Annotated in this window: 21 protein-coding genes and 1 tRNA gene; 12 read left to right on the forward strand and 10 right to left on the reverse strand. The window is 55.6% G+C overall.

The window, feature by feature from the left end:
* Positions 1-24: 24 nt before the first annotated feature.
* Positions 25-600: a fasciclin domain-containing protein gene (locus RB2501_RS02155; protein ID WP_015753079.1), complete on the reverse strand. Its 576-nt coding sequence runs from the start codon at positions 598-600 to the stop codon at positions 25-27.
* 6 nt (positions 601-606) lie between these two features.
* A complete protein-coding gene (locus RB2501_RS02160) occupies positions 607-1119 on the reverse strand; it encodes a c-type cytochrome (protein ID WP_041326905.1) in 513 nt (170 codons plus the stop codon).
* A 130-nt stretch (positions 1120-1249) separates the two neighbouring features.
* Between RB2501_RS02160 and RB2501_RS02165 the strand changes: the two genes are divergently transcribed.
* Positions 1250-1681, forward strand: coding sequence for an RrF2 family transcriptional regulator (locus RB2501_RS02165; protein ID WP_015753082.1), 432 nt, complete (start codon positions 1250-1252; stop codon positions 1679-1681).
* Positions 1682-1876: 195 nt separating this feature from the next.
* Here the strand turns inward: RB2501_RS02165 and RB2501_RS02170 are convergent, their stop codons facing one another.
* Positions 1877-2344, reverse strand: coding sequence for a cupin domain-containing protein (locus RB2501_RS02170; protein WP_015753083.1), 468 nt, complete (start codon positions 2342-2344; stop codon positions 1877-1879).
* 85 nt (positions 2345-2429) lie between these two features.
* On the opposite strand from RB2501_RS02170, the gene RB2501_RS02175 reads away from it, so the two are divergent.
* Positions 2430-3677: a YncE family protein gene (locus RB2501_RS02175; RefSeq protein ID WP_015753084.1), complete on the forward strand. Its 1248-nt coding sequence runs from the start codon at positions 2430-2432 to the stop codon at positions 3675-3677.
* 1 nt (position 3678) lies between these two features.
* The gene (locus RB2501_RS02180; protein WP_015753085.1) at positions 3679-4125 is read left to right on the forward strand and encodes a GNAT family N-acetyltransferase; all 447 of its coding nucleotides are present in this window, start codon (positions 3679-3681) and stop codon (positions 4123-4125) included.
* 140 nt (positions 4126-4265) lie between these two features.
* Here RB2501_RS02180 and RB2501_RS02185 read toward each other — a convergent pair.
* Both RB2501_RS02185 and rseP read right to left on the reverse strand, forming a co-directional pair.
* Positions 4266-4339: transfer RNA gene (locus RB2501_RS02185), tRNA-Asn, on the reverse strand.
* 150 nt (positions 4340-4489) lie between these two features.
* On the reverse strand, positions 4490-5833 hold the full coding sequence (gene rseP / locus RB2501_RS02190; RefSeq protein WP_015753086.1) for an RIP metalloprotease RseP: 1344 nt from the start codon (positions 5831-5833) through the stop codon (positions 4490-4492).
* Positions 5834-5994: 161 nt separating this feature from the next.
* On the opposite strand from rseP, the gene RB2501_RS02195 reads away from it, so the two are divergent.
* From RB2501_RS02195 to RB2501_RS02210, 5 genes are all read left to right on the forward strand, one after another.
* Positions 5995-6675 carry an SCO family protein gene (locus tag RB2501_RS02195; protein ID WP_041327410.1) on the forward strand — a complete coding sequence of 227 codons (681 nt, stop codon included), beginning with the start codon at positions 5995-5997 and terminating at the stop codon, positions 6673-6675.
* A 208-nt stretch (positions 6676-6883) separates the two neighbouring features.
* Positions 6884-7117, forward strand: coding sequence for a FeoA family protein (locus tag RB2501_RS02200; RefSeq protein ID WP_015753088.1), 234 nt, complete (start codon positions 6884-6886; stop codon positions 7115-7117).
* Positions 7110-9347, forward strand: coding sequence for a ferrous iron transport protein B (gene feoB / locus RB2501_RS02205; protein WP_015753089.1), 2238 nt, complete (start codon positions 7110-7112; stop codon positions 9345-9347). Before RB2501_RS02200 ends, feoB begins: the two co-directional genes overlap by 8 nt.
* Entirely contained in the window at positions 9347-9481 is a 135-nt protein-coding gene (locus RB2501_RS16095; RefSeq protein WP_015753090.1) for a hypothetical protein, read from the forward strand. Before feoB ends, RB2501_RS16095 begins: the two co-directional genes overlap by 1 nt.
* Before the next feature lie 13 nt (positions 9482-9494).
* Positions 9495-9908, forward strand: coding sequence for a TonB-dependent receptor plug domain-containing protein (locus tag RB2501_RS02210; RefSeq protein WP_015753091.1), 414 nt, complete (start codon positions 9495-9497; stop codon positions 9906-9908).
* Here RB2501_RS02210 and RB2501_RS02215 read toward each other — a convergent pair whose 3' ends face one another.
* On the reverse strand, positions 9909-10322 hold the full coding sequence (locus tag RB2501_RS02215) for a DUF2141 domain-containing protein (RefSeq protein WP_015753092.1): 414 nt from the start codon (positions 10320-10322) through the stop codon (positions 9909-9911).
* 164 nt (positions 10323-10486) lie between these two features.
* Positions 10487-10924, reverse strand: coding sequence for a hypothetical protein (locus RB2501_RS02220; RefSeq protein WP_015753093.1), 438 nt, complete (start codon positions 10922-10924; stop codon positions 10487-10489).
* A 254-nt stretch (positions 10925-11178) separates the two neighbouring features.
* On the opposite strand from RB2501_RS02220, the gene RB2501_RS02225 reads away from it, so the two are divergent.
* A complete protein-coding gene (locus tag RB2501_RS02225) occupies positions 11179-11700 on the forward strand; it encodes a DinB family protein (RefSeq protein WP_015753094.1) in 522 nt (173 codons plus the stop codon).
* Positions 11701-11765: 65 nt separating this feature from the next.
* On the opposite strand, the gene RB2501_RS02230 is transcribed toward RB2501_RS02225, so the two are convergent.
* Both RB2501_RS02230 and RB2501_RS02235 read right to left on the reverse strand, forming a co-directional pair.
* A complete protein-coding gene (locus tag RB2501_RS02230) occupies positions 11766-12587 on the reverse strand; it encodes a ZIP family metal transporter (RefSeq protein ID WP_015753095.1) in 822 nt (273 codons plus the stop codon).
* The gene (locus RB2501_RS02235; protein WP_015753096.1) at positions 12584-13246 is read right to left on the reverse strand and encodes a metal-dependent transcriptional regulator; all 663 of its coding nucleotides are present in this window, start codon (positions 13244-13246) and stop codon (positions 12584-12586) included. Before RB2501_RS02235 ends, RB2501_RS02230 begins: the two co-directional genes overlap by 4 nt.
* A 94-nt stretch (positions 13247-13340) precedes the next feature.
* On the opposite strand from RB2501_RS02235, the gene RB2501_RS02240 reads away from it, so the two are divergent.
* Complete coding sequence (locus RB2501_RS02240; RefSeq protein ID WP_015753097.1) at positions 13341-15617, forward strand: TonB-dependent receptor; 2277 nt, start codon at positions 13341-13343, stop codon at positions 15615-15617.
* A gap of 129 nt (positions 15618-15746) precedes the next feature.
* Complete coding sequence (locus RB2501_RS02245) at positions 15747-16952, forward strand: lycopene cyclase family protein (protein ID WP_015753098.1); 1206 nt, start codon at positions 15747-15749, stop codon at positions 16950-16952.
* On the opposite strand, the gene RB2501_RS02250 is transcribed toward RB2501_RS02245, so the two are convergent.
* The gene (locus RB2501_RS02250) at positions 16882-17859 is read right to left on the reverse strand and encodes a polyprenyl synthetase family protein (RefSeq protein ID WP_015753099.1); all 978 of its coding nucleotides are present in this window, start codon (positions 17857-17859) and stop codon (positions 16882-16884) included. The genes RB2501_RS02245 and RB2501_RS02250 overlap by 71 nt on opposite strands.
* Before the next feature lie 84 nt (positions 17860-17943).
* Between RB2501_RS02250 and RB2501_RS02255 the strand changes: the two genes are divergently transcribed.
* Positions 17944-18516, forward strand: coding sequence for an RNA polymerase sigma factor (locus RB2501_RS02255; RefSeq protein ID WP_015753100.1), 573 nt, complete (start codon positions 17944-17946; stop codon positions 18514-18516).
* Positions 18517-18522: the final 6 nt, after the last annotated feature.

Genomic DNA, 18522 nt, shown 5'->3' on the forward strand with positions numbered 1-18522 from the left:
GGATTATGTTGCTTGGATTTCAGGTTATTGCGGAGGCAGCATGACTTTATCCACCACGTGGATAATCCCGTTGCTCGCAGGAACGCTGGCTACGATTTTAGCGCCCCCCACATAGACATCGTCGCCCTTTACTTCCACCGGGACGCTTTGGTCGTTGGCCTGACCGAGTTTCTTAAACTTCTTTAGAAACTCCTTGTCGTAGTTCCCCGGGGTTACGTGGAATTTCAGGATGTTGGCCAGAGCGTCCTTGTTCTCGGGTTTCAACAAGTCTTCTACCGTCCCTGCGGGCAAGGCGTCAAAGGCTTCATTGGTGGGGGCAAAGACCATCAGGGGCCCGGCATTGACAAGGGCATTCTCCAGGTCCGCTGCCTGCACAGCCGCAGTCAACGTCGTGTGGTCCGGCGACCCGGCGGCAATATTCAGGATGTTCGGCTCGGATGCTTCATCTTTGATAAAGGCCTGGCCCTGTTCCTTGGACACCTCAACGCCTGAACCGGAGTCTGTTGCCTGTGCGGACGCCTCAGGGTCTGATTTACATCCCATAATGGCGAGGCCCATCAAAATAATGCACCAAAAAAAGGTTTGGTTGATTGTTTTCATATCGTATTATTTTAAGGTTCTGAAATATTCCAGTACGGCCCTGGCTTGCTCTTCGGTAAGGCCCTGATTTGCCATGGGCGACCCGTTAAATTCCATTAACAGATCTTTCGCCAGCGGGTCTTCTTTGACCATTTTTTCAGGTGCCAGGATCATGTTCATTACCCACTCCGGGGTCCGGCGTTCCAAAATACCATTGGGGGCAGGTCCGATAAACCGTTTGCCGACCTTGTGGCAGGCCAGGCACATCTGATTGTAGACGGCCTCCCCTTCCGCGGCCATTTCCTGGTCAATCTCGGGATCAAGGGTCACCGAAGTAATGGGGCCTACCCCCTTATTGGTGAGGTCCACCCTTTCAGAGGCCTTGACACCTTCGGTTGCCGGGGTTTCGGCCTTGGTTGCATCCTGGGAGCTTTTGCGTTCTATCTTGAACCCATCAGCTTCCTTATTCTCCTTCTTTTCACCGCAGCTAAGGGTGATCAACCCGACGAGCAATGACATGCTTATTAGTATTTTTCTCATTTTTGAAAGATTTAACACGACAAATGTATCGGTGGAATACCGCGGAAAACATGATATTTGTCATTAAAAGGATAAAAACATCTTTTAATCTTCGTATGGTGAAATCTGCCACAGAAATTCCCGATTTCAAATGATTTCAAAAACCGCGAAATACGCTATTAAAGCAGTGATCTATTTGGGGTTGCATTCCAGCGAGCCCAAAAAGATCCTGACCCGGGACATGTATGAACAAATCCATGTTTCGGAATCCTATTTGGCGAAAATCCTGCAGGTATTGTCCAGACACAATATCATTTCTTCCATCAAAGGAAGGAACGGGGGGTTTTACCTGTCTGAAGAAAATAAAAACCACACGCTGATGGATATTGTCAGGGTGGTAGACGGGGGTCAGTATGTGGAATCCTGTGTTCTGGGGATCAGCAATTGCAATTCTGAAAACCCGTGTGCCCTGCATGACCTGGTGGGGAAAGGAAAAACGGAATTCAACAGGGTCCTGGAAGAAGTGACCATAAAAAAACTGATAGCTTCTCTCGAAGATCGGCAGGTTTACTTTCCACTCTGAATGTGCAAATGACCCGCTCCACAATACGCCCGGGATGCGGCTGCTTTCTCGTACTGTCGATCGCTTCGCAAAATCCAGGATATTCCCCGGAAATTTTCAGGTGATATACCCCCTGGGGGTAACCCGCTTCTCAATAGGGTTATAGTCCCGGTCTCCATTCTAGCTTAACCGGAACCTTTTATGGGAGTTTCCTGCTTACTTCTTCAATTTCTCAGCCACTGCATCATAAGCCTCCTGGGAGAGTACTTCCGTCCAGGTGGTCTCCCCGGTATAGATGGCCAGGTAAGTCACATCGTGTTCTTTGGAGGATGCATGCCAATGCTCGGTCTCCTTTTCGCATTTGATAACATCCCCGACCTTCATGCGCATCGGGTCCTTGCCACGTTCCTGGTAGTAGCCTTCGCCTTCCACAACGATCAGCACCTGCGGGGCATCGTGTTTGTGCCAATCCAGGGTGGAATTCGCCTTAAAAGTGGCTTTGGTGATGTTGTATGGGAGGTCTCCTTCGGCCCGCAATACCCCATTCAACCAGGCTTCCCCGATATAATGGGTATTAGGAGCTTTTCTGCCCTCGTCCTTATAAGAACTGACGCTATAGTCGGAATTTTGGGAATTCCCTAAAAGCGGTATGGCCAGCATTAAAAAGAAAATCGCGTATTTCATGAGGTATAGAGTTTAACCTTAAAAATAGAGAAAATTGGCTGCAACAAACGTGCAACCGGTGGGATATGCTAAATTTAGGTAAAAAATGAGGGGCTGTTTATTTGCTGCGCTTTTAATCATTTGCTCCCAGATCGGCCGGGGCCAGACCTTAAAAGAATGCTACCAGGAAAGCCAGGAAGCCTTTCAGGTCAAGGACTATGAGCGCTATCTGGACTTGACAAGGCAGGCATTGCAACTCCACCCCTCCCACCCGGAACTGCTGCTCAACGAGGTGGAAGGACTTATCCTCTGCGGGCGAGAAAAACAAGCATACCAGGCCCTGGGCAGGTACCTGAGCTGGGATGCCTCAGACCGATTCGAACAAAAGCCGGCCGTGGATTCCTTCATGCGCCAGGGCAGTTTCAGGAAAAAGCTGGATAAAAAACTCCGGGCGTATTCAAAAACCATACGGCGGAGTGAAACGTTCCTCCGGCTCGCGGAAAAACACCATTTTGAGGATATCGCACTCACCCCGGACTACATCATACTTTCCGAGGTGAACCAGGGGGCTGTCCATTTCCTGAGTCGCCAGGACCACCGGCTTGTTGCGAAAGTTACCCTCCCGGGGTCCGCCCTGAGCTTATTGGTCGGGGATAATGGGCAATACCTTTATGCGACTACCAGCGTCATCCCCCAATTCGCGGGATACAACCCGGAGCAGCAATACAAATCCTACCTCAGCCAGATCGATATTGGGACAAAAAGCGTTGAGGGCAGCCTTGAAATACCTGGTGAATCCATCCTGGGGTCCATGGCTTCCAACGGACAGGGCACAATTTATATCAGCGATTCCCGGCGCCCCATCCTCTATAGGGTGAACGCCCGAAACCTGGAGCTGGTCCAAACCCTGGAGATTTCAGATGCCTTTAATCTGCAGGGGATAACATATAACCATGCGGATCAAAAACTTTACCTCGCGGACTATATCAAGGGTATTTTAAGCCTGGACGCAAACGATTTGTCCATCAGGAAATGGCTGCGTTCGCCCGAATTTTTGCTGAAGGGGATCGACGGCCTGTCGGCTCTGGATTCCCGCAACCTGATTGGCATTCAAAATAACTCGAACCCCATGCGCCTGATCCGGATTTCCATTGAGGCTTCCGGGGAGCTAAAACGCGTGCAACTCCTGGATAACGACCTGGATCTCGGGGGGGAACCCACCAACGGAAAGTTGTTGGCGAACCACGCATTCTATTACATTGCCAACAGCCCCTGGCCGCACTATGATCCGGACACCCATAAACCTCAACCGGATAAGTGGCAGGGATTGGTCATAAACCGTATACAGTTCTAACATGCAACCCCGGATAACACCCTATAAAGAAGCCCACTGGCCCGAGATCAGGCGCATTTTCCTCAGCAATACGCCCAAATACTTCGATCCCGGGGAATTGCAGGACCTCAGGGACTATCTGGATCGCCAGGCCGATAGTTATTTTGTGCTTACAATAGAGGATCAGGTTGTGGGGAGTGGAGGGTATTGCCTCTCCGGGCCGGGACTGGGAAGGCTTACCTGGGATTTCCTGGATCCAGCATTCAAGGGACAGGGCCTGGGGTCCGTACTGATTGAGCACTGCCTGCACTGTTTGACTTCAGATCCCGGGATCGAAAAAGAGGAGGTATGCACCTCCCAGCTGGCCTATCAGTTCTACGAGCGGTTCGGGTTTGAGCTGATCCGGAAGGAGAAGGATTACTGGGCGAAAAACCTGGACCTCTACTATATGGTAAAGCGCCTGGTATAGCAACATACGTCCGGCAACTATCCGTTTCAGGTTCGGCACATCCAAGGCTATGAGGGTCGAAGTGGCGAAGGTGCCCGCCGGTGCGCTGGCGAGAGCCCAATGAAATAAAAAAAGGCCGGTGAAAACCGGCCTGTGAAATGCTCCCCCTCTTGGACTCGAACCAAGGACCCTCTGATTAACAGTCAGATGCTCTAACCAACTGAGCTAAGGAGGAATATTTTTTGCTTGTTAAGCGGGTGCAAATATAAATTATTTTTATTTACGAGCAATCAAAGATGCCGAGAAATTCATCGCCCGGGCGCTTGTACAACCGGGGGTTCCCCTCCATAATTTCAGGCCCCGGTTTCCGAATCCGGCGGGCCGCTTACTTGAACAACGCCTTGTACACATCGTTCCCATTCGCAAACAGGATAAGGGCGATGAGCAGGAAGAATCCCACCATCTGGGCGTACTCCATAAATTTGTCGCTGGGCTTGCGGCCGGACACCATCTCGTAGAGCAGGAACATCACGTGCCCCCCGTCCAGGGCCGGGATGGGCAACAGGTTCAGCACGGCCAGCATGATGGAGAGGAAAGCGGTGATCTCCCAGAAGCCCTGCCAGCTCCAGAAGTCCGGGAAGATGTCGAAGATGGCCTTGAAGCCGCCCACGCCCTTGTACGCCCCGGTACTCGGTGTAAATATCTTTTTCAATTGCAGCCAGTAGCCGCCAATCTGGTCCACAAATTTGCGGCCGCCCACGGCGATGCTCTCCCCGAAACTGTACTCCTCGGTTACCGTATCGAAATAGCCCATCTCCGAGAAGCGCTTCATGCTGCCCCCGGGATAGATGCCCAGTTTCCCGTTTTCGTCCGTCTGCAGTTGCAGCGTGCGGGTTTCCGCGTCCCGTTCAATACTTACCGGGATGGTCCGGTTGGCCAGGGTATCCATGATGGGTGCCACCTGGTCGTAGTACTTGACGGGTTCCCCGGCGAGGGAAAGCACCAGGTCGCCGGGTTGCAGGTCGGCGTCCTTGTTCAGGGAACTGTCGGAGACTTCCCCAACCATAAACGGGAAGCGCAGGTTGAACAAACTCAGGTCCTCCCCGGTGGAAAGCTGGCCGAGGAAGTCCTCCGGCAGCTCAATTTCGCGCTCCACCCCGTCCCGCTCAATGGTGATCCGGTCTGCGGTGATCATGTTGCGGCGGAGGTCGTCGTACTTTGCGTAGCGCTGCCCGTCGATGGCTACCAGCTTGTCGCCCGTTTGGACGCCCAGCTCCAGGAGCACCGGGTTGGTCACGTGGTAGCCGTCTTCGATGCTGTCTGCAGCGATATAGGCATCCCCGTAGGCAAAGGAGGTCCCGATATAAATGACCCAGGCCACCAGGAAGTTCACCGTTACCCCGCCCAGCATGATGATCAGCCGCTGCCAGGCCGGCTTGGAACGGAACTCCCAGGGTTTGGGCGGCTCGTTCATCTGGTCGGTATCCATGCTCTCGTCAATCATCCCGGCGATTTTCACATACCCCCCGAGCGGCAGCCAGCCAATGCCGTAAACCGTTTCGCCGATCTTTTTCTTGAATAGCGAAAACTTAATATCGAAAAACAGGTAGAATTTCTCGACCCGGGTCTTGAATGCCTTGGCGGGCAGGAAATGCCCCATTTCGTGCAGCACGATCAGGAGCGACAGGCTGAGGAGGAATTGCAGGGCTTGAATCAGGATTGGAGACATAGGCTTCTCGCGGTTTAAAACGCACAAAAGTACACTTTTACAAACGCTTTAAAAAAGAAATCCGCCGGGTGCGGACATCTTTAAGAAATAATTAGCACGCGCGGCCCGGCGTGGTTTTGACCGGGATGCGCCCGTTGCGTACCTTTGCAAAAAAGCACGCCATGCGCTCCCTGCTCTTCCGCTACAAATATTTCTGGATCACGCTGGTGGTGGTTTCGGGCGTCATCATCTACCTGATGTACAACGCCCTGGAACCCCGGCAGGTGCTGCCGGTCTACCAGCCGGCCGACTTTAACCCGGAACTCGTGGACGCGGAGATCAGCCACATCAAGAAATACCACCGGGTGGCGGACTTCAGCCTGGTCAACCAGAACGGGGATACCATTACCCGCAGCGATTACGACGGGCACATCTACATCGCGGATTTCTTTTTCACCACCTGCCCAACCATCTGCCCGATCATGACCGAGAATATGGCCTACCTTCAGGACGAGCTCCGCGACCAGCCGGAAGTGCTGCTCCTCTCGCATTCGGTGACCCCGGAAATCGACTCGGTACCCCGCCTCAAGGAATACGCCCTGGAAAAGGGGGTGATGGACGAAAAGTGGAACCTGGTAACCGGGGACAAAAAGCAGATTTACGAACTGGCGCGAAAATCCTATATGGCCGTAAAGACCGACGGGGACGGCGGTCCCTTCGATATGATCCACACGGAAAATTTTATCCTGGTAGACAAGGAAGGGCGCATCCGGGGGACCTACGACGGGACCCGGCGGGAGGAGATGGCGCGCCTGCTGGAGGAGCTGCAGATCCTGCAGGCTTCCTACGCAGCCCCGGACTGAGTGTTCCGGCCCAACCCGGAGACCGGGCGGGGGCAACCCGGCAGGCGGGGGCAACCCAACTGCTCGGGGTTAGAACGAACCCCGGTGACGGGACCGCTTAACGGCGCTCCGGACACTCCCCTGAATCTTTTTGGCCGGGGAGGCTCCGATATCCGCAATTTCACGTATTTTTGTTCTTGCTTATAATCAATCTAAATAAAAATTGGGTTTGAACGTAGCGGACTTACGTCGCGGGGAGCGCGGTGTCATCAAGGAATTTACCGAAGATGTACTCCCCATAAAGCTCCTGGAACTGGGTTGCCTGCCCGGGAACATTATCGAAATGGTCCAGGTGGCCCCGCTGCGCGACCCCATCTACATAAACGTCAACGGCTCCCACATTGCCATCCGCCGCGAAGTGGCCCGCCAAATTGCGTTGGAACCCCTCCCCTCCAATGAGTAAGGACATCAAGGTCGCTCTTATCGGCAACCCAAATACCGGGAAAACCTCCGTTTTTAACCGGCTCACCGGCCTGAACCAAAAAGTTGGCAATTACCCGGGGATCACCGTGGAGAAAAAACAGGGGGTTTGCAAGCTCTCCCGCGGCATCAAAGCGCATATCCTGGACTTGCCGGGCACGTACAGCCTGAACACGACTTCCCTGGACGAGAGTGTGGTGGTGGAACTGCTCCTCAACCGGAATGCCCCGGATTTCCCGGACGTGGCCGTGGTAATCAGCGACGTGGAGAACCTTAAGCGCAACCTGCTGCTATTTACCCAAATACGCGACCTGAGCATCCCGGCCATCCTGGTGATCAACATGGCCGACCGGATGCGGCGCAAGGGGATCAGCCTGGACGTGGAGGCCCTGGAAAAACGACTCAATACGCGCATTGCCCTGATCAGTACCCGGAAGAATACGGGGATCGAAACGCTGAAAAATCACATTGAACGCTACCGGGAAATCCCGGCTTCGCCCTGTGTAGACGTCTCCGTAATAGACCCGGAGTATTTCGGGCGGCTCAAAAAGACCTTTCCGGGGGAGGAACTCTACAAACTCTGGGTGGTCATTACCCAGGATGTGAATTTTACACCCCTGCAAAAAAACCTGAGGGGGGAGGCCCCTACCTACGACATCAAATCGCGGGGTGAACTCAAGCGGTTGCAGCACAAGGAGACCATCCTGAGGTACCAGTTTATCAACGGGGTCCTGAAAGAAACCTACAAGGTGGATTGGGCCGCCGCCAAAGGCTTGCGCGCCACCTTCGACAAGGTCCTCACCCACAAGGTCTTTGGATATCTGATCTTTTTCCTGATCCTGTTGACGATTTTCCAGGCCATCTACGACTGGAGCGAGGTGCCCATGGACTTCATCGACGCGGGCTTTGCCTCGGCGAGCGAATGGATCAAAAACACGCTGCCGCCGGGCATGTTTACCGATCTGGTCGCCGAAGGAGTGGTGGCCGGGATCGGGGGGATCGTAATATTTATCCCTCAAATCGCCTTTTTGTTCTTCTTTATCGCCCTGTTGGAGGAATCCGGTTATATGAGCCGGGTGGTCTTTCTGATGGACCGGGTGATGCGGCCCTTTGGCCTGAGCGGCAAAAGCGTGGTCCCGCTCATGTCGGGGACCGCCTGCGCCATTCCGGCCGTGATGGCTACGCGGAATATCGAGAGTTGGAAGGAACGGCTGATCACCATCCTGGTGACCCCGTTTATGACCTGTTCCGCCCGCCTGCCCGTCTACCTGATCATCATCGCCCTGGTGATCCCGGAAGGCCGGTTTATCGGGCTGAGCTACCAGGCCCTCACGCTTATGCTGCTCTACCTGGTGGGCTTTCTGGCCGCAATCCTCTCCGCCATGGGGCTGAACCGCATCCTGAAAATCCCGAACAGGAGCTTCTTTGTGGTGGAGATGCCCAATTACAAGTGGCCTTTATGGAAGAATGTCTTCTATACGGTCGTCGAAAAAACCAAAAGCTTTGTCTACGGGGCCGGGAAGATCATCCTGGCCATTTCCATTGTACTCTGGTTCCTGGGCTCCACCGGGTACTCCGAGGAATTCCGGAATGCCGAAGAGATTGTGACCGAACGGGTGCAGTCTCAGGGCTTCAGCGAGTACAGCAAGGCGTATATGGACCAGAAAATGCAGGAATACCGCAGTACGCTCCGGGCGGGGGTTACGCCCGCTGACGGTCGGGTGCCCGTTGGCAGCGTTCAGGATTCGATTGTAAAATTTCGGTCGTTGCTGGAGCTGCGGGCGGTGAATCAGGAAATCGCCGGCTACAAATTGGAGCATTCGCTTATAGGCCGGATGGGCAAGTTTATCGAACCCGCCGTGGAACCGCTTGGGTACGACTGGAAGATCGGTATTGCCGTACTCACTTCCTTCGCTGCCCGGGAAGTCTTTGTCGGGACGCTGGCGACGATTTACAGCGTGGGCAGCGACGAGGAGGAAACCATCAAGAACCGGATGGCTGCCGAGGTGAAGGAGGATACGGGCGAACCGCTCTTTAACCTGGCTTCGGGGATTTCCCTGCTGCTCTTCTACGCCTTTGCCATGCAATGTATGAGCACCCTGGCCATCGTCAAGCGCGAGACGAACAGCTGGAAATGGCCCATCCTCCAATTGGTGTTTATGAGCGCATTTGCCTATATTGTAGCTTTCGCTGCCTACCAAATACTCGCATAATGGAATGGAATTTGCAGAACATACTCGCCTACCTCACCGTTGCTCTGGCCATTGCCTGGCTGGTGCGCAAATTCCTCTGGCCTTCTGCTAAGAAATCCGGGGATTGCGGGGACGGCGATTGCGGCTGCCATTAAATCGATACACTATATGAAAAATATTTCTGCCCTGCTATTGCTGGCCGCCCTCCTGCTGGGGGCTTCCTGCGGCAGCTCAAAATCCGGCAATCCCAATGGGGAAATCACCGATATGCAAGCCGAGATGGACGAGCGGAACAGCGCCGTGATCCCGCTGATCACCCGTATCCGCAGACTGCCCGGCATCTCCATACAGAACGGGGTGCCCGTTCTTTCCAAAAGTGCCAATTCCATGTCGGGGTCCCAAACCGAACCCCTCTATGTGCTGGATGGCCTTGCCATGGGAAATTCGTTCCGTCAAATCGAAAATGTTGTCCAACCTGTGGATGTCAAATCCATTAAGGTGCTCAGATCGTCCGATGCCTCCTTTTACGGCTCCCGCGGGGCCAACGGCGTCATCGTGATCACCACCAAATCCGGGGGCTAGTTATTCGAGGCGGATCGTTATCCGGGCGTCTGCCTGCACGTGCATCATGCAATCCTCAAAAGTTGGCGGGCCAAAGGTCCGCATCCGGGCATTGGAGAAGCCCAGCGGCTCCTTGGGGACGCCAATCCAGTTCGTATCGAGCCTTTTGTTGCTGTTGCGGTCGTGAAAAATGGCCAGGGCATAGGTCCCCGCCGGCAGGTCCTCCACAGAAATCAGCGTAGTGCCTTTACTGGCCTTTACGCTATCTGCCCGAAATACCCCCTCCATGGACAGGAAGTCCTTTTCATGGGTATATAAGGCTATCTGGATCTCACCTTCCGAGGCCTCTACCCCTTCCACTTCGATCTCCAGGCGGTTCTGGGCCGGCAGCGCCCAGGTAGCCAGCAAAGTGATCAACCCGATGATATTTCTCATAACCGTTTGCGTTCAGTCGGCCAAAAATACAGCTAACGGGTAAATCCCGAAAGCCCGTTTGCATATCATTTGGGCGGCATACAATATTGCGGTTGGCTATATGGAGCGATTTGAAAGCTTAAAACGAATTGTAAGCAGCGTACGTACCTGATTGCATCGTACTTCTAGGGCTCCCGGGTGCGGTACTCCTCGTGTTTGGCCTGTAGCAGGTTATAGACGGAATGGGTCTCGGCGGAGTCGGCAAAATTGAGATAGAGCGTCAGGCTGTCGCGGTAGCGCACCGCGATTTTATCCTGCCTCAGGTCATCTACCAAAATGTATACGGGCCGGGCCGGCTGTAACGAATCCCTGAAGACCCCTTTCTCCAGGGCCCCGGCCGAAAATCCACTCTGGCGTTCCAGCTGCGGCAATTTCGGCACCCAACCCACGCTATTGATCTCGGCATAGGGCAAATCCAGGTAATAGATCCCGGAGAGGAGCTGCATGCGGTGCGGTTCCAGCCGGGTCCAGTTCCGGTAATGTGCGGTAAAAGCCAGGGCGCATACCACCAGGCAGGCTACCAGGAGGAGGTTCCAGAAAACCGATCGCTTGGTTCGGGCCATTGTACCTTGTTGTTTAATTGTATTGCGCGGTCCGGTCTGAAGGAAACTCGCCGGGGGCGCTATACCTCTAACGGAGATTCCGTTTAAAAAATTACCGTCGGCAGCCGTTATTTTCACCCTGGGCGTCTCCCTGCGTTTTATCGGAGAGGTCCCGCGAACAAATGGCCCCCGGACCCACGCGATAATTTCGTATATTGAACATGCCTGCGGCTCAGGAGGCTGTGGGGATCTAACGAAAACAAACCTTTTTGAAAATGAAAAAAATTATCCTTTTAATCATGGGCGTCGTCTGTTTCGGCGCTACAGCCCAGGACGAAGTGGTTGTCCCGGGAATTTCGGGGATGCTCGAGCGGGTTCAGGGACAGATGGTGGACCTGGCCGGGGCATTCAGCGAAGAACAAATGGGGTGGCGTCCGTCCGAAGGGGTTCGCTCCACAGGCGAGACCATTCTGCACACGGCGGCAGCCAATTACTACATCGCCATGCGCATGGGCTTCCCGCCGCCAGAAGGCGTGGACATCATGAATATGGAGGCCATTGAAGGCAAAGACAACATCATCGAAACCTACAAGAAGTCTTCCGCATTCATCAATGAAAAGCTGCAAATGGTAGACCCGGGCAGTTTTGGGGAAGAAGTCGATTTTGGCTTTGCCAAGATGAACAAGCTCTCGGGCCTGTTGGTGGTTTTGGAGCACAACGGGGAACACAAAGGGCAGCTGATTGCCTACGCCCGTTCCAACGGGGTGGTACCCCCCTGGAGCGAAGGCGGGCAATAGCCTGGCAGACTACAGATAAAAGGAACCGGCCGCGAAGGCCGGTTTTTTTTATCCCAGGGCCGCGTTTATCCCAAGCCCACGTCCAGGGCCATCATAATGATAAACCCGCCGATAAAGCCCATGGTGGCGATATCCGTGTATTTGTCCAATTGGGTTTCCGGGATAACCTCCTCAACCACCACAAAGATCATTGCCCCGGCTGCAAAGGACAGCGCATAAGGCAGGATTGGCTGAAAGGTGAGGACCGCCCAGGCGCCGAGAACGGCTGCGACGGGTTCCACCATGGCAGAGGCCTGCCCGTACAGCCAGCTCTTCTTTCGACTCAGGCCGTAGCGTCTAAGCGGCATGGCCACGGCAAAGCCTTCCGGGAAATTCTGCAGGCCGATGCCCAGGGCGAGAGCCACGGCACCCCCTATGGAAGCGCCTTCAAACCCGGCGGCCACCCCGCCGAACAAAACCCCCACGGCCAAACCTTCCGGGATATTGTGGAGCGTAATGGCCAGGGTCAGCAGCGTGGTGCGCCGCCAACCCGTATCGATCCCCTCCGCTTCGCTTTCCTTGAAGTTGATATGGAGGTGGGGCAGGATTTTATCGAGACCGAAAATAAACACAGCCCCGAGCAAGAACCCGACGGCGGCGGGCATGACTTTTTCAAAGCCTTCGCCCGGGCTCATTTCAATACCGGGTGCCAGGAGGCTCCAGAAACTCGCAGCCACCATCACCCCGCCTGTAAACCCGAGCATCCCGTCCAGGACGGCCCGGTTCATCGTCTTGAAGAAAAAAACCAGGGCCGCTCCCAATGCGGTAAGCCCCCAGGTAAACAGGGTGGCATAGAAGGCCGCCAGGATCGGGTCGATGGATTGCATGTAGTCTACTACTGCTTTCATGAGGCATTGTTTGGTTTGATATACAGGTTGGACGCAATCTGGTGGGAGATGCGGAACGCCTCCCCATCCAGCCGGATGCGCATACTCTTGTCGAATTCTTCTTTTTCCAGGATGGATACCTTTTTCCCCAGTGCAATGCGATGCCGGTCAAGGAACCTCAGGAAGGTCGCCGAGGAATCCTTCACCCCCACAAATTGCCCTTCCGAAGGCACGGGCATGGCCGAGAGGAGTTTCTTCTCCCGGGTTTTGAACACCCCGTTCTTATCGGGGATCGGGTCGCCATGGGGGTCGTAGTCCGGGTATTCGAGCAGGGCATCCAGCCGGTCGATCAGCACCTCGCTCTCAATGTGCTCCAGCTGTTCGGCTATTTCGTGGACCTGATCCCATTTGAAGTCGAGCTTTTCTACCAGGAACAACTCCCACAACCGGTGTTTTCGGATAATCTTCAATGCCTGCCGGTTCCCCGATTCGGTCAGGGAAACCCCCTGGTACTTCCGGTAGTCTACCAGGCCCTTTTCAGATAACCGCTTAACCATATCGGTTACCGAGGAGGGCTTGGTGTCCATCTGGGCGGCGATCGCATTGGTGGCCACCGCCACGGAGCCCCCCTTGCAGAGGTGGTAGATGCCTTTCAGGTAATTCTCTTCGGAATGGGTCATCCGGGGTAAACGTTGAAATTTTAGTTAAAGCAAAAATACATTTTTAATTGTAAAAACAAATTTTTAGCTTTGTCTAAATTTTATTTTAGTAAGCATGAATATCCGCTGTATCCTCCCGATTATCAGCCTGCTCCTTGGCCTGGCACCCGCCCTGGCCCAGGATCGGGAATTGAGGGGAATGGTAACGGATTCCGAAGGCCCCGTTCCCCTGGCGAATGTCTACCTGCGGAATCTGGAAACGGGAACTGCCACGGATGTGGACGGGCAGTTCCGCCTGGAGGGCCTCCCCGATGGCACGCATACCCTGGTGGTATCCGCCGTAGGATATCGGACCCACCGCCAATCGGTCCGCGTGGGGCCGGCAGGCTCCCGCCTCGAGATTCGGTTGCAGCCCCGGGCGGAACAATTGAACGTGACAGTGGTTACCGGGACCCTCAAGGCAGTCCGCCGTTTTGAGAGCCCGGTACCTGTTGAAGTCTATTCCCCCGCTTTTATCCGGAAGAACCCAACTGCCAACGTTTTTGAGGCACTTCAGGCCGTAAACGGGGTGCGCCCGCAGATCAATTGCAACGTGTGCAACACCGGCGATATCCACATAAACGGCCTTGAGGGGCCGTATACCCTGGTACTGATAGACGGCATGCCGATTGTCAGCGGCCTGGGAACCGTATACGGGTTGTCGGGTATCCCGAATGCGCTGATCGAACAGATCGAGATTGTCAAAGGGCCAGCCTCTTCGCTATACGGCAGCGAGGCGGTGGGCGGTCTGATTAACATCATCACAAAAAATGCGCTGACGGCCCCGGAATTCTTTGCCGACGGCTTTGCCACGGGCTGGGGCGAATACAACCTGGATGCCGGGGGTTCCCTGCGGATCGGGGAGAACACCCGGGTGCTCACCGGTATAAACTACTTTAACTACGATGTGCCGACAGACAACAACGGGGACAACTTTACAGACGTCACGTTGCAGGATCGGATCTCCGTCTTCCAGAAATGGAATTTCACCCGGGATTCTTCCCGGGAATTCTCGTTGGCAGGGCGATTTTTTTACGAAGACCGCTGGGGGGGCGAAATGCAGTGGACCCCGGAATTCCGGGGAACCGATTCCATTTACGGGGAGAGCATCTACACGCGACGCTGGGAACTTCTCGGCCGGTACCAGTTGCCCCTGCCCGAAAAACTCCTCCTGTCCGTATCCTATAACGACCACCGCCAGGATTCCTGGTACGGCGACCTCCCCTACCTGGCCGACCAGCGGATCGGCTTTGGGCAGCTGAGCTGGGACAAGACAGCCGGGAACCACGACCTGCTGATAGGGGCTGCACTGAGGTACAACTACTACGACGACAATACCCCGGCTACGGATTCCCCTCGGGGCAATGACCCGGACCGGGTCTGGATCCCGAGCCTCTTTGCCCAGGACGAATACCGGTTCTCCGGCAAACACACGCTGCTGGCCGGCCTGCGATACGACCAGGATCCCCGGCACGGGAGTATCTGGACCCCCCGGGGGGCCGTAAAGCTCCAGCTCGGGGAACACGAACTCCTCCGGCTGAACTTCGGGACCGGCTTCCGGGTAGTCAACCTGTTCACCGAAGACCACGCGGCCCTTACCGGCGCCCGGGACGTGGTGATTGCCGAGGACCTGCTCCCGGAACAATCCTGGAACCTCAACCTGAATTACCTCAGGAAATTCTACACGCCCGACGGGCACTTTTTTAGTGTGGACGCCTCGGCTTTCTACACGGATTTCTCGAACCAGATCCTGCCCGATTACGATTCGGACCCCAACCGGATCTTCTACCGGAACCTGGATGGCCGGTCCGTTTCCCGGGGGTTCAGCCTCAACCTGGATGCGGCCTTCGCCAATGGCCTGCGGGTGGCTGCCGGGACCACGTTGCAGGACGTCCGCGTCGACGCTGAAGGGACCAACAGCCGACCTGTGCTCACCGAGCGCTATTCGGCCACCTGGAGCGTCTCCTTCCCCATCCGCCCGCTGCAGCTGACGGCTGATTATACGGGCAACCTCTATGGCCCCATGCGCCTGCCCCTGGCAGGGGACCTGGACCCGCGTCCGGAATATTCCCCTGCCTGGAGCATCCAGAACATCCAGTTCACCTTCAAGGGGCTCGAGCATATGGAAATCTATGCGGGGGTCAAGAACCTGCTGAACTGGACGCCGAACCGGGGTACGCCCTTCCTGATTGCCCGGGCCGGGGACCCCTTTGACAAACAGGTGCAATTCGACGCGTCCGGGGACCCGGTACCCTCGGAAGGCAACCCCTATGGCCTCACTTTTGACCCCGCCTATGTCTATGGGCCCAACCAGGGGATCCGCGGATTTGCCGGGTTGCGTTACCAGCTCTGAAGGCCGCCTGCAATAGCCGGCTATCCCGCTTGCCCGGGCATTCCGCCTGCCGGGGATATTCCGCCCTCTCGCAGCGGCAAGCGTTTCACGGCCGAATTCGTACTTTTGGAACCGGGCCTTTCTGCCGCTATGGAACATTTTGACTTTATCATCATCGGGGGCGGGGCCTCCGGCCTCCTGCTCGCCGAAGCCATGGGGCGCGACACCTGGTTTGACGGGAAGCGGATTGCCCTGTTCGAGAAACAGGAGCAAAAAGGCAATGACCGGACCTGGTGCTTTTGGGAGTCCGGCGAGGGCGCTTTCGACGAATTGATCGAAACCCGCTGGGACCGGATGCGTTTTCGGGGAACCGGGATCGACCGGGTGCTCCCCCTGCTTCCGCTGACCTACAAAATGCTCCGCGGGGAAGATTTTTACGCGTCCTACTACCAAAAGATCGCCACCTGCCCGAATATCCATGTCATACGCGAAGCGGTAAACCATGTTGAGGAGCGCCCCGATGGCGCCTTTCTGAAGACGTCCCGGGCCTCCTATACAACCTCCCGGGTTTTCAGCAGCGTCCCGTTTTCCCAGCCGCCCCTCCCCGGGCGCCCCTATCCGCTGATTCGCCAGCATTTTATCGGGTGGCGCGTCCGGGTCCCCCGGCCGGTCTTTGATCCGGACACCCCGACCTTTATGGATTTTGGCATCCCGCAGCGCGGAAACACGCGCTTTATGTATGTGCTCCCGGACTCCCCGACGGAGGCCCTGTTGGAATACACGCTCTTTTCAAAAGACCTGCTGGAACCCGGGGAATACGAGGCAGCCATTGAAGCGTACCTCCGGGAGGAATACGGGGTCGGGGAATATGAAATCCTGGAAAAAGAACGCGGGAGCATCCCGATGACCTGCAACGATTTTACGGCCCGGGACAGCAAACATATCACCCATATCGGGATTGCCGGGGGCTGGGCCCGTCCAAGCACGGGCTACACCTTCTGGAACAGTACGCAGCTGGTTCCCCGGTTGGTAAAGGCCCTCAAATCCGGGAAGCGCCTGCAAATGGCGCGGCGGGACCGCTTCTGGTTCTACGATTTGGTGTTGCTGGAGGTGCTGGCGGGCAACAATGCCCGCGGGGGTGAGGTGTTTTCCGCCCTCTTCAGGCGCGTCCCCCCCACCCGGATATTGCGTTTCCTGCACCAGCAGACTTCCCTGGGCGAAGACCTCCGGATTATTGCGGCCTGTCCGAAACGCTTGTTTATCCGCGCCTTGTGGCGTTCCTTCCTTAAAAGTCTCGGCGGAGCAGCCACTCCCCAAAATCGCGCAGCGCCGCCTTGGCCCGGGGGTTTCCGGTAAGCGTATCGAGCCTGGCAAATGCCTCGCGGGTGTAACCGCCAATCTGATTGCGGGTCTGCCGGTCGGCCCCGCAGGTCTCAAAAATCTGGCGTACCCGGTCTACCTTGGACTGCGGGTTGGTGGGTCGGACCGAATAGAGGTCCCGAAGCTCCCGGGCATCGTCTGCCCCGCAACGCTCCAGGGCCTGCAGGTAGAGATAGGTTTTTTTGTTTTCAATGATATCGCCCCCCACCTGTTTGCCAAACGTCTCCGGGTTTCCAAAAACGTCCAGGTAATCGTCCTGCAACTGGAAAGCCAGGCCGAGCCGGATCCCGAAATCGTAAACGGCCTCCTGTTCCGCTACCTCCGCACCGCCGATGATGGCCCCCATTTGCAGGGCACAGCCCAGGAGCACAGCCGTCTTGAACTCAATCATCCGCAGGTATTCCGGAATGCCCACGTCATCCCGGGACTCAAAATCCATATCGTATTGCTGTCCCTCGCAAACTTCCAGGGCCGTCCGGGAAAACAGCCGGGTGAGCGGCTGGAACAGTTCCGGGGGATAGCCGTCTAACTGCTGGTAGGCGCGAATGAGCATCGCATCGCCGGAGAGGATGGCGGTATTCGGGTCCCATTTTCGGTGGACCGTGGGCCGGCCGCGCCTGAGCGGGGCCGCATCCATTATGTCGTCGTGTACCAGGGAAAAATTGTGGAAGATCTCCACCGCGGCCGCAGCGGGCAACGCATTCTCCGCGGGGGCCCCGAATAGTTCCGCGCTCAATAAGACCAGGACCGGCCGCATCCTTTTTCCCCCCAGGTCCATGATGTACCCGATGGGTTCATAGAGCCCGGCCGGCTCCCCGAATTGTAATATTTTCTGCAGATAATCGTCAAATGACTGGCGGTACTGCTCGATGGATTCAATCATAGCCTTCGAATTTTTCCGAAAAATATGCAATAGAATCGGAAGTCTTCGTCTATACAGGTGCAAGCCGGCAACTAAATCAACCCGATGGCCCCAGCCAAGGACAATTACAACAACCTGAACCGATTCTTCCGGGACGAATACGAATCCCTGAGCGGCTATGTGCGTTCCCGCATCGACGACACGGCCGAACGGGATGCCGAGGATATCATCCAGGACGTGGCGCTGCGGCTTTTCTCCAGGGCAGACGACCTCTCGCAAATTAACAATATTGCCGGGTTTGTCTACCGCGCGGTCCGGAACAGGATCATCGACGTGATGCGGACGCGAAAAGGGAAACAGAGCGATAATGAGCGGCTGGAGGAGCGATGGTCGGAATTTGCCGAACGATTTTACGGGGAGTCGGCCGAAAGGTACCCGGAATCCACGATGCGGCAACTGAAAGTGGGGATCGAAAACCTGAAGCCCAACTACCGGGAGGTGATCCTGGCTGTGGATTTTGAGGGCTACTCCTACCGGGAGTATTCCGAAATGACCGGGATCTCCCCGGGGACACTTATGTCCCGGAGGCACCGGGCGCTGTCGATCCTGCAGAAAAATTTTATGTCTGAAAAGGCAGTGAAAATCATTACGAGAGATATCAAAACGGTTTACAAATAAAAATCA

The sequence above is a fragment of the Robiginitalea biformata HTCC2501 genome, assembly GCF_000024125.1.
GTDB classification, from domain to species: Bacteria; Bacteroidota; Bacteroidia; order Flavobacteriales; family Flavobacteriaceae; genus Robiginitalea; species Robiginitalea biformata.

Excerpts from the sequence above, each read along its gene's own strand:
- RB2501_RS02155 (WP_015753079.1), bottom strand. The coding sequence starts at position 600 with ATGAAAACAATCAACCAAACCTTTTTTTGGTGCATTATTTTGATGGGC.
- RB2501_RS02160 (WP_041326905.1), bottom strand. The coding sequence starts at position 1,119 with ATGAGAAAAATACTAATAAGCATGTCATTGCTCGTCGGGTTGATCACC.
- RB2501_RS02165 (WP_015753082.1), top strand. The coding sequence starts at position 1,250 with ATGATTTCAAAAACCGCGAAATACGCTATTAAAGCAGTGATCTATTTG.
- RB2501_RS02170 (WP_015753083.1), bottom strand. The coding sequence starts at position 2,344 with ATGAAATACGCGATTTTCTTTTTAATGCTGGCCATACCGCTTTTAGGG.
- RB2501_RS02175 (WP_015753084.1), top strand. The coding sequence starts at position 2,430 with ATGAGGGGCTGTTTATTTGCTGCGCTTTTAATCATTTGCTCCCAGATC.
- RB2501_RS02180 (WP_015753085.1), top strand. The coding sequence starts at position 3,679 with ATGCAACCCCGGATAACACCCTATAAAGAAGCCCACTGGCCCGAGATC.
- rseP (WP_015753086.1), bottom strand. The coding sequence starts at position 5,833 with ATGTCTCCAATCCTGATTCAAGCCCTGCAATTCCTCCTCAGCCTGTCG.
- RB2501_RS02195 (WP_041327410.1), top strand. The coding sequence starts at position 5,995 with ATGCGCTCCCTGCTCTTCCGCTACAAATATTTCTGGATCACGCTGGTG.
- feoB (WP_015753089.1), top strand. The coding sequence starts at position 7,110 with ATGAGTAAGGACATCAAGGTCGCTCTTATCGGCAACCCAAATACCGGG.
- RB2501_RS16095 (WP_015753090.1), top strand. The coding sequence starts at position 9,347 with ATGGAATGGAATTTGCAGAACATACTCGCCTACCTCACCGTTGCTCTG.
- RB2501_RS02210 (WP_015753091.1), top strand. The coding sequence starts at position 9,495 with ATGAAAAATATTTCTGCCCTGCTATTGCTGGCCGCCCTCCTGCTGGGG.
- RB2501_RS02215 (WP_015753092.1), bottom strand. The coding sequence starts at position 10,322 with ATGAGAAATATCATCGGGTTGATCACTTTGCTGGCTACCTGGGCGCTG.
- RB2501_RS02220 (WP_015753093.1), bottom strand. The coding sequence starts at position 10,924 with ATGGCCCGAACCAAGCGATCGGTTTTCTGGAACCTCCTCCTGGTAGCC.
- RB2501_RS02225 (WP_015753094.1), top strand. The coding sequence starts at position 11,179 with ATGAAAAAAATTATCCTTTTAATCATGGGCGTCGTCTGTTTCGGCGCT.
- RB2501_RS02230 (WP_015753095.1), bottom strand. The coding sequence starts at position 12,587 with ATGAAAGCAGTAGTAGACTACATGCAATCCATCGACCCGATCCTGGCG.
- RB2501_RS02235 (WP_015753096.1), bottom strand. The coding sequence starts at position 13,246 with ATGACCCATTCCGAAGAGAATTACCTGAAAGGCATCTACCACCTCTGC.
- RB2501_RS02240 (WP_015753097.1), top strand. The coding sequence starts at position 13,341 with ATGAATATCCGCTGTATCCTCCCGATTATCAGCCTGCTCCTTGGCCTG.
- RB2501_RS02245 (WP_015753098.1), top strand. The coding sequence starts at position 15,747 with ATGGAACATTTTGACTTTATCATCATCGGGGGCGGGGCCTCCGGCCTC.
- RB2501_RS02250 (WP_015753099.1), bottom strand. The coding sequence starts at position 17,859 with ATGATTGAATCCATCGAGCAGTACCGCCAGTCATTTGACGATTATCTG.
- RB2501_RS02255 (WP_015753100.1), top strand. The coding sequence starts at position 17,944 with ATGGCCCCAGCCAAGGACAATTACAACAACCTGAACCGATTCTTCCGG.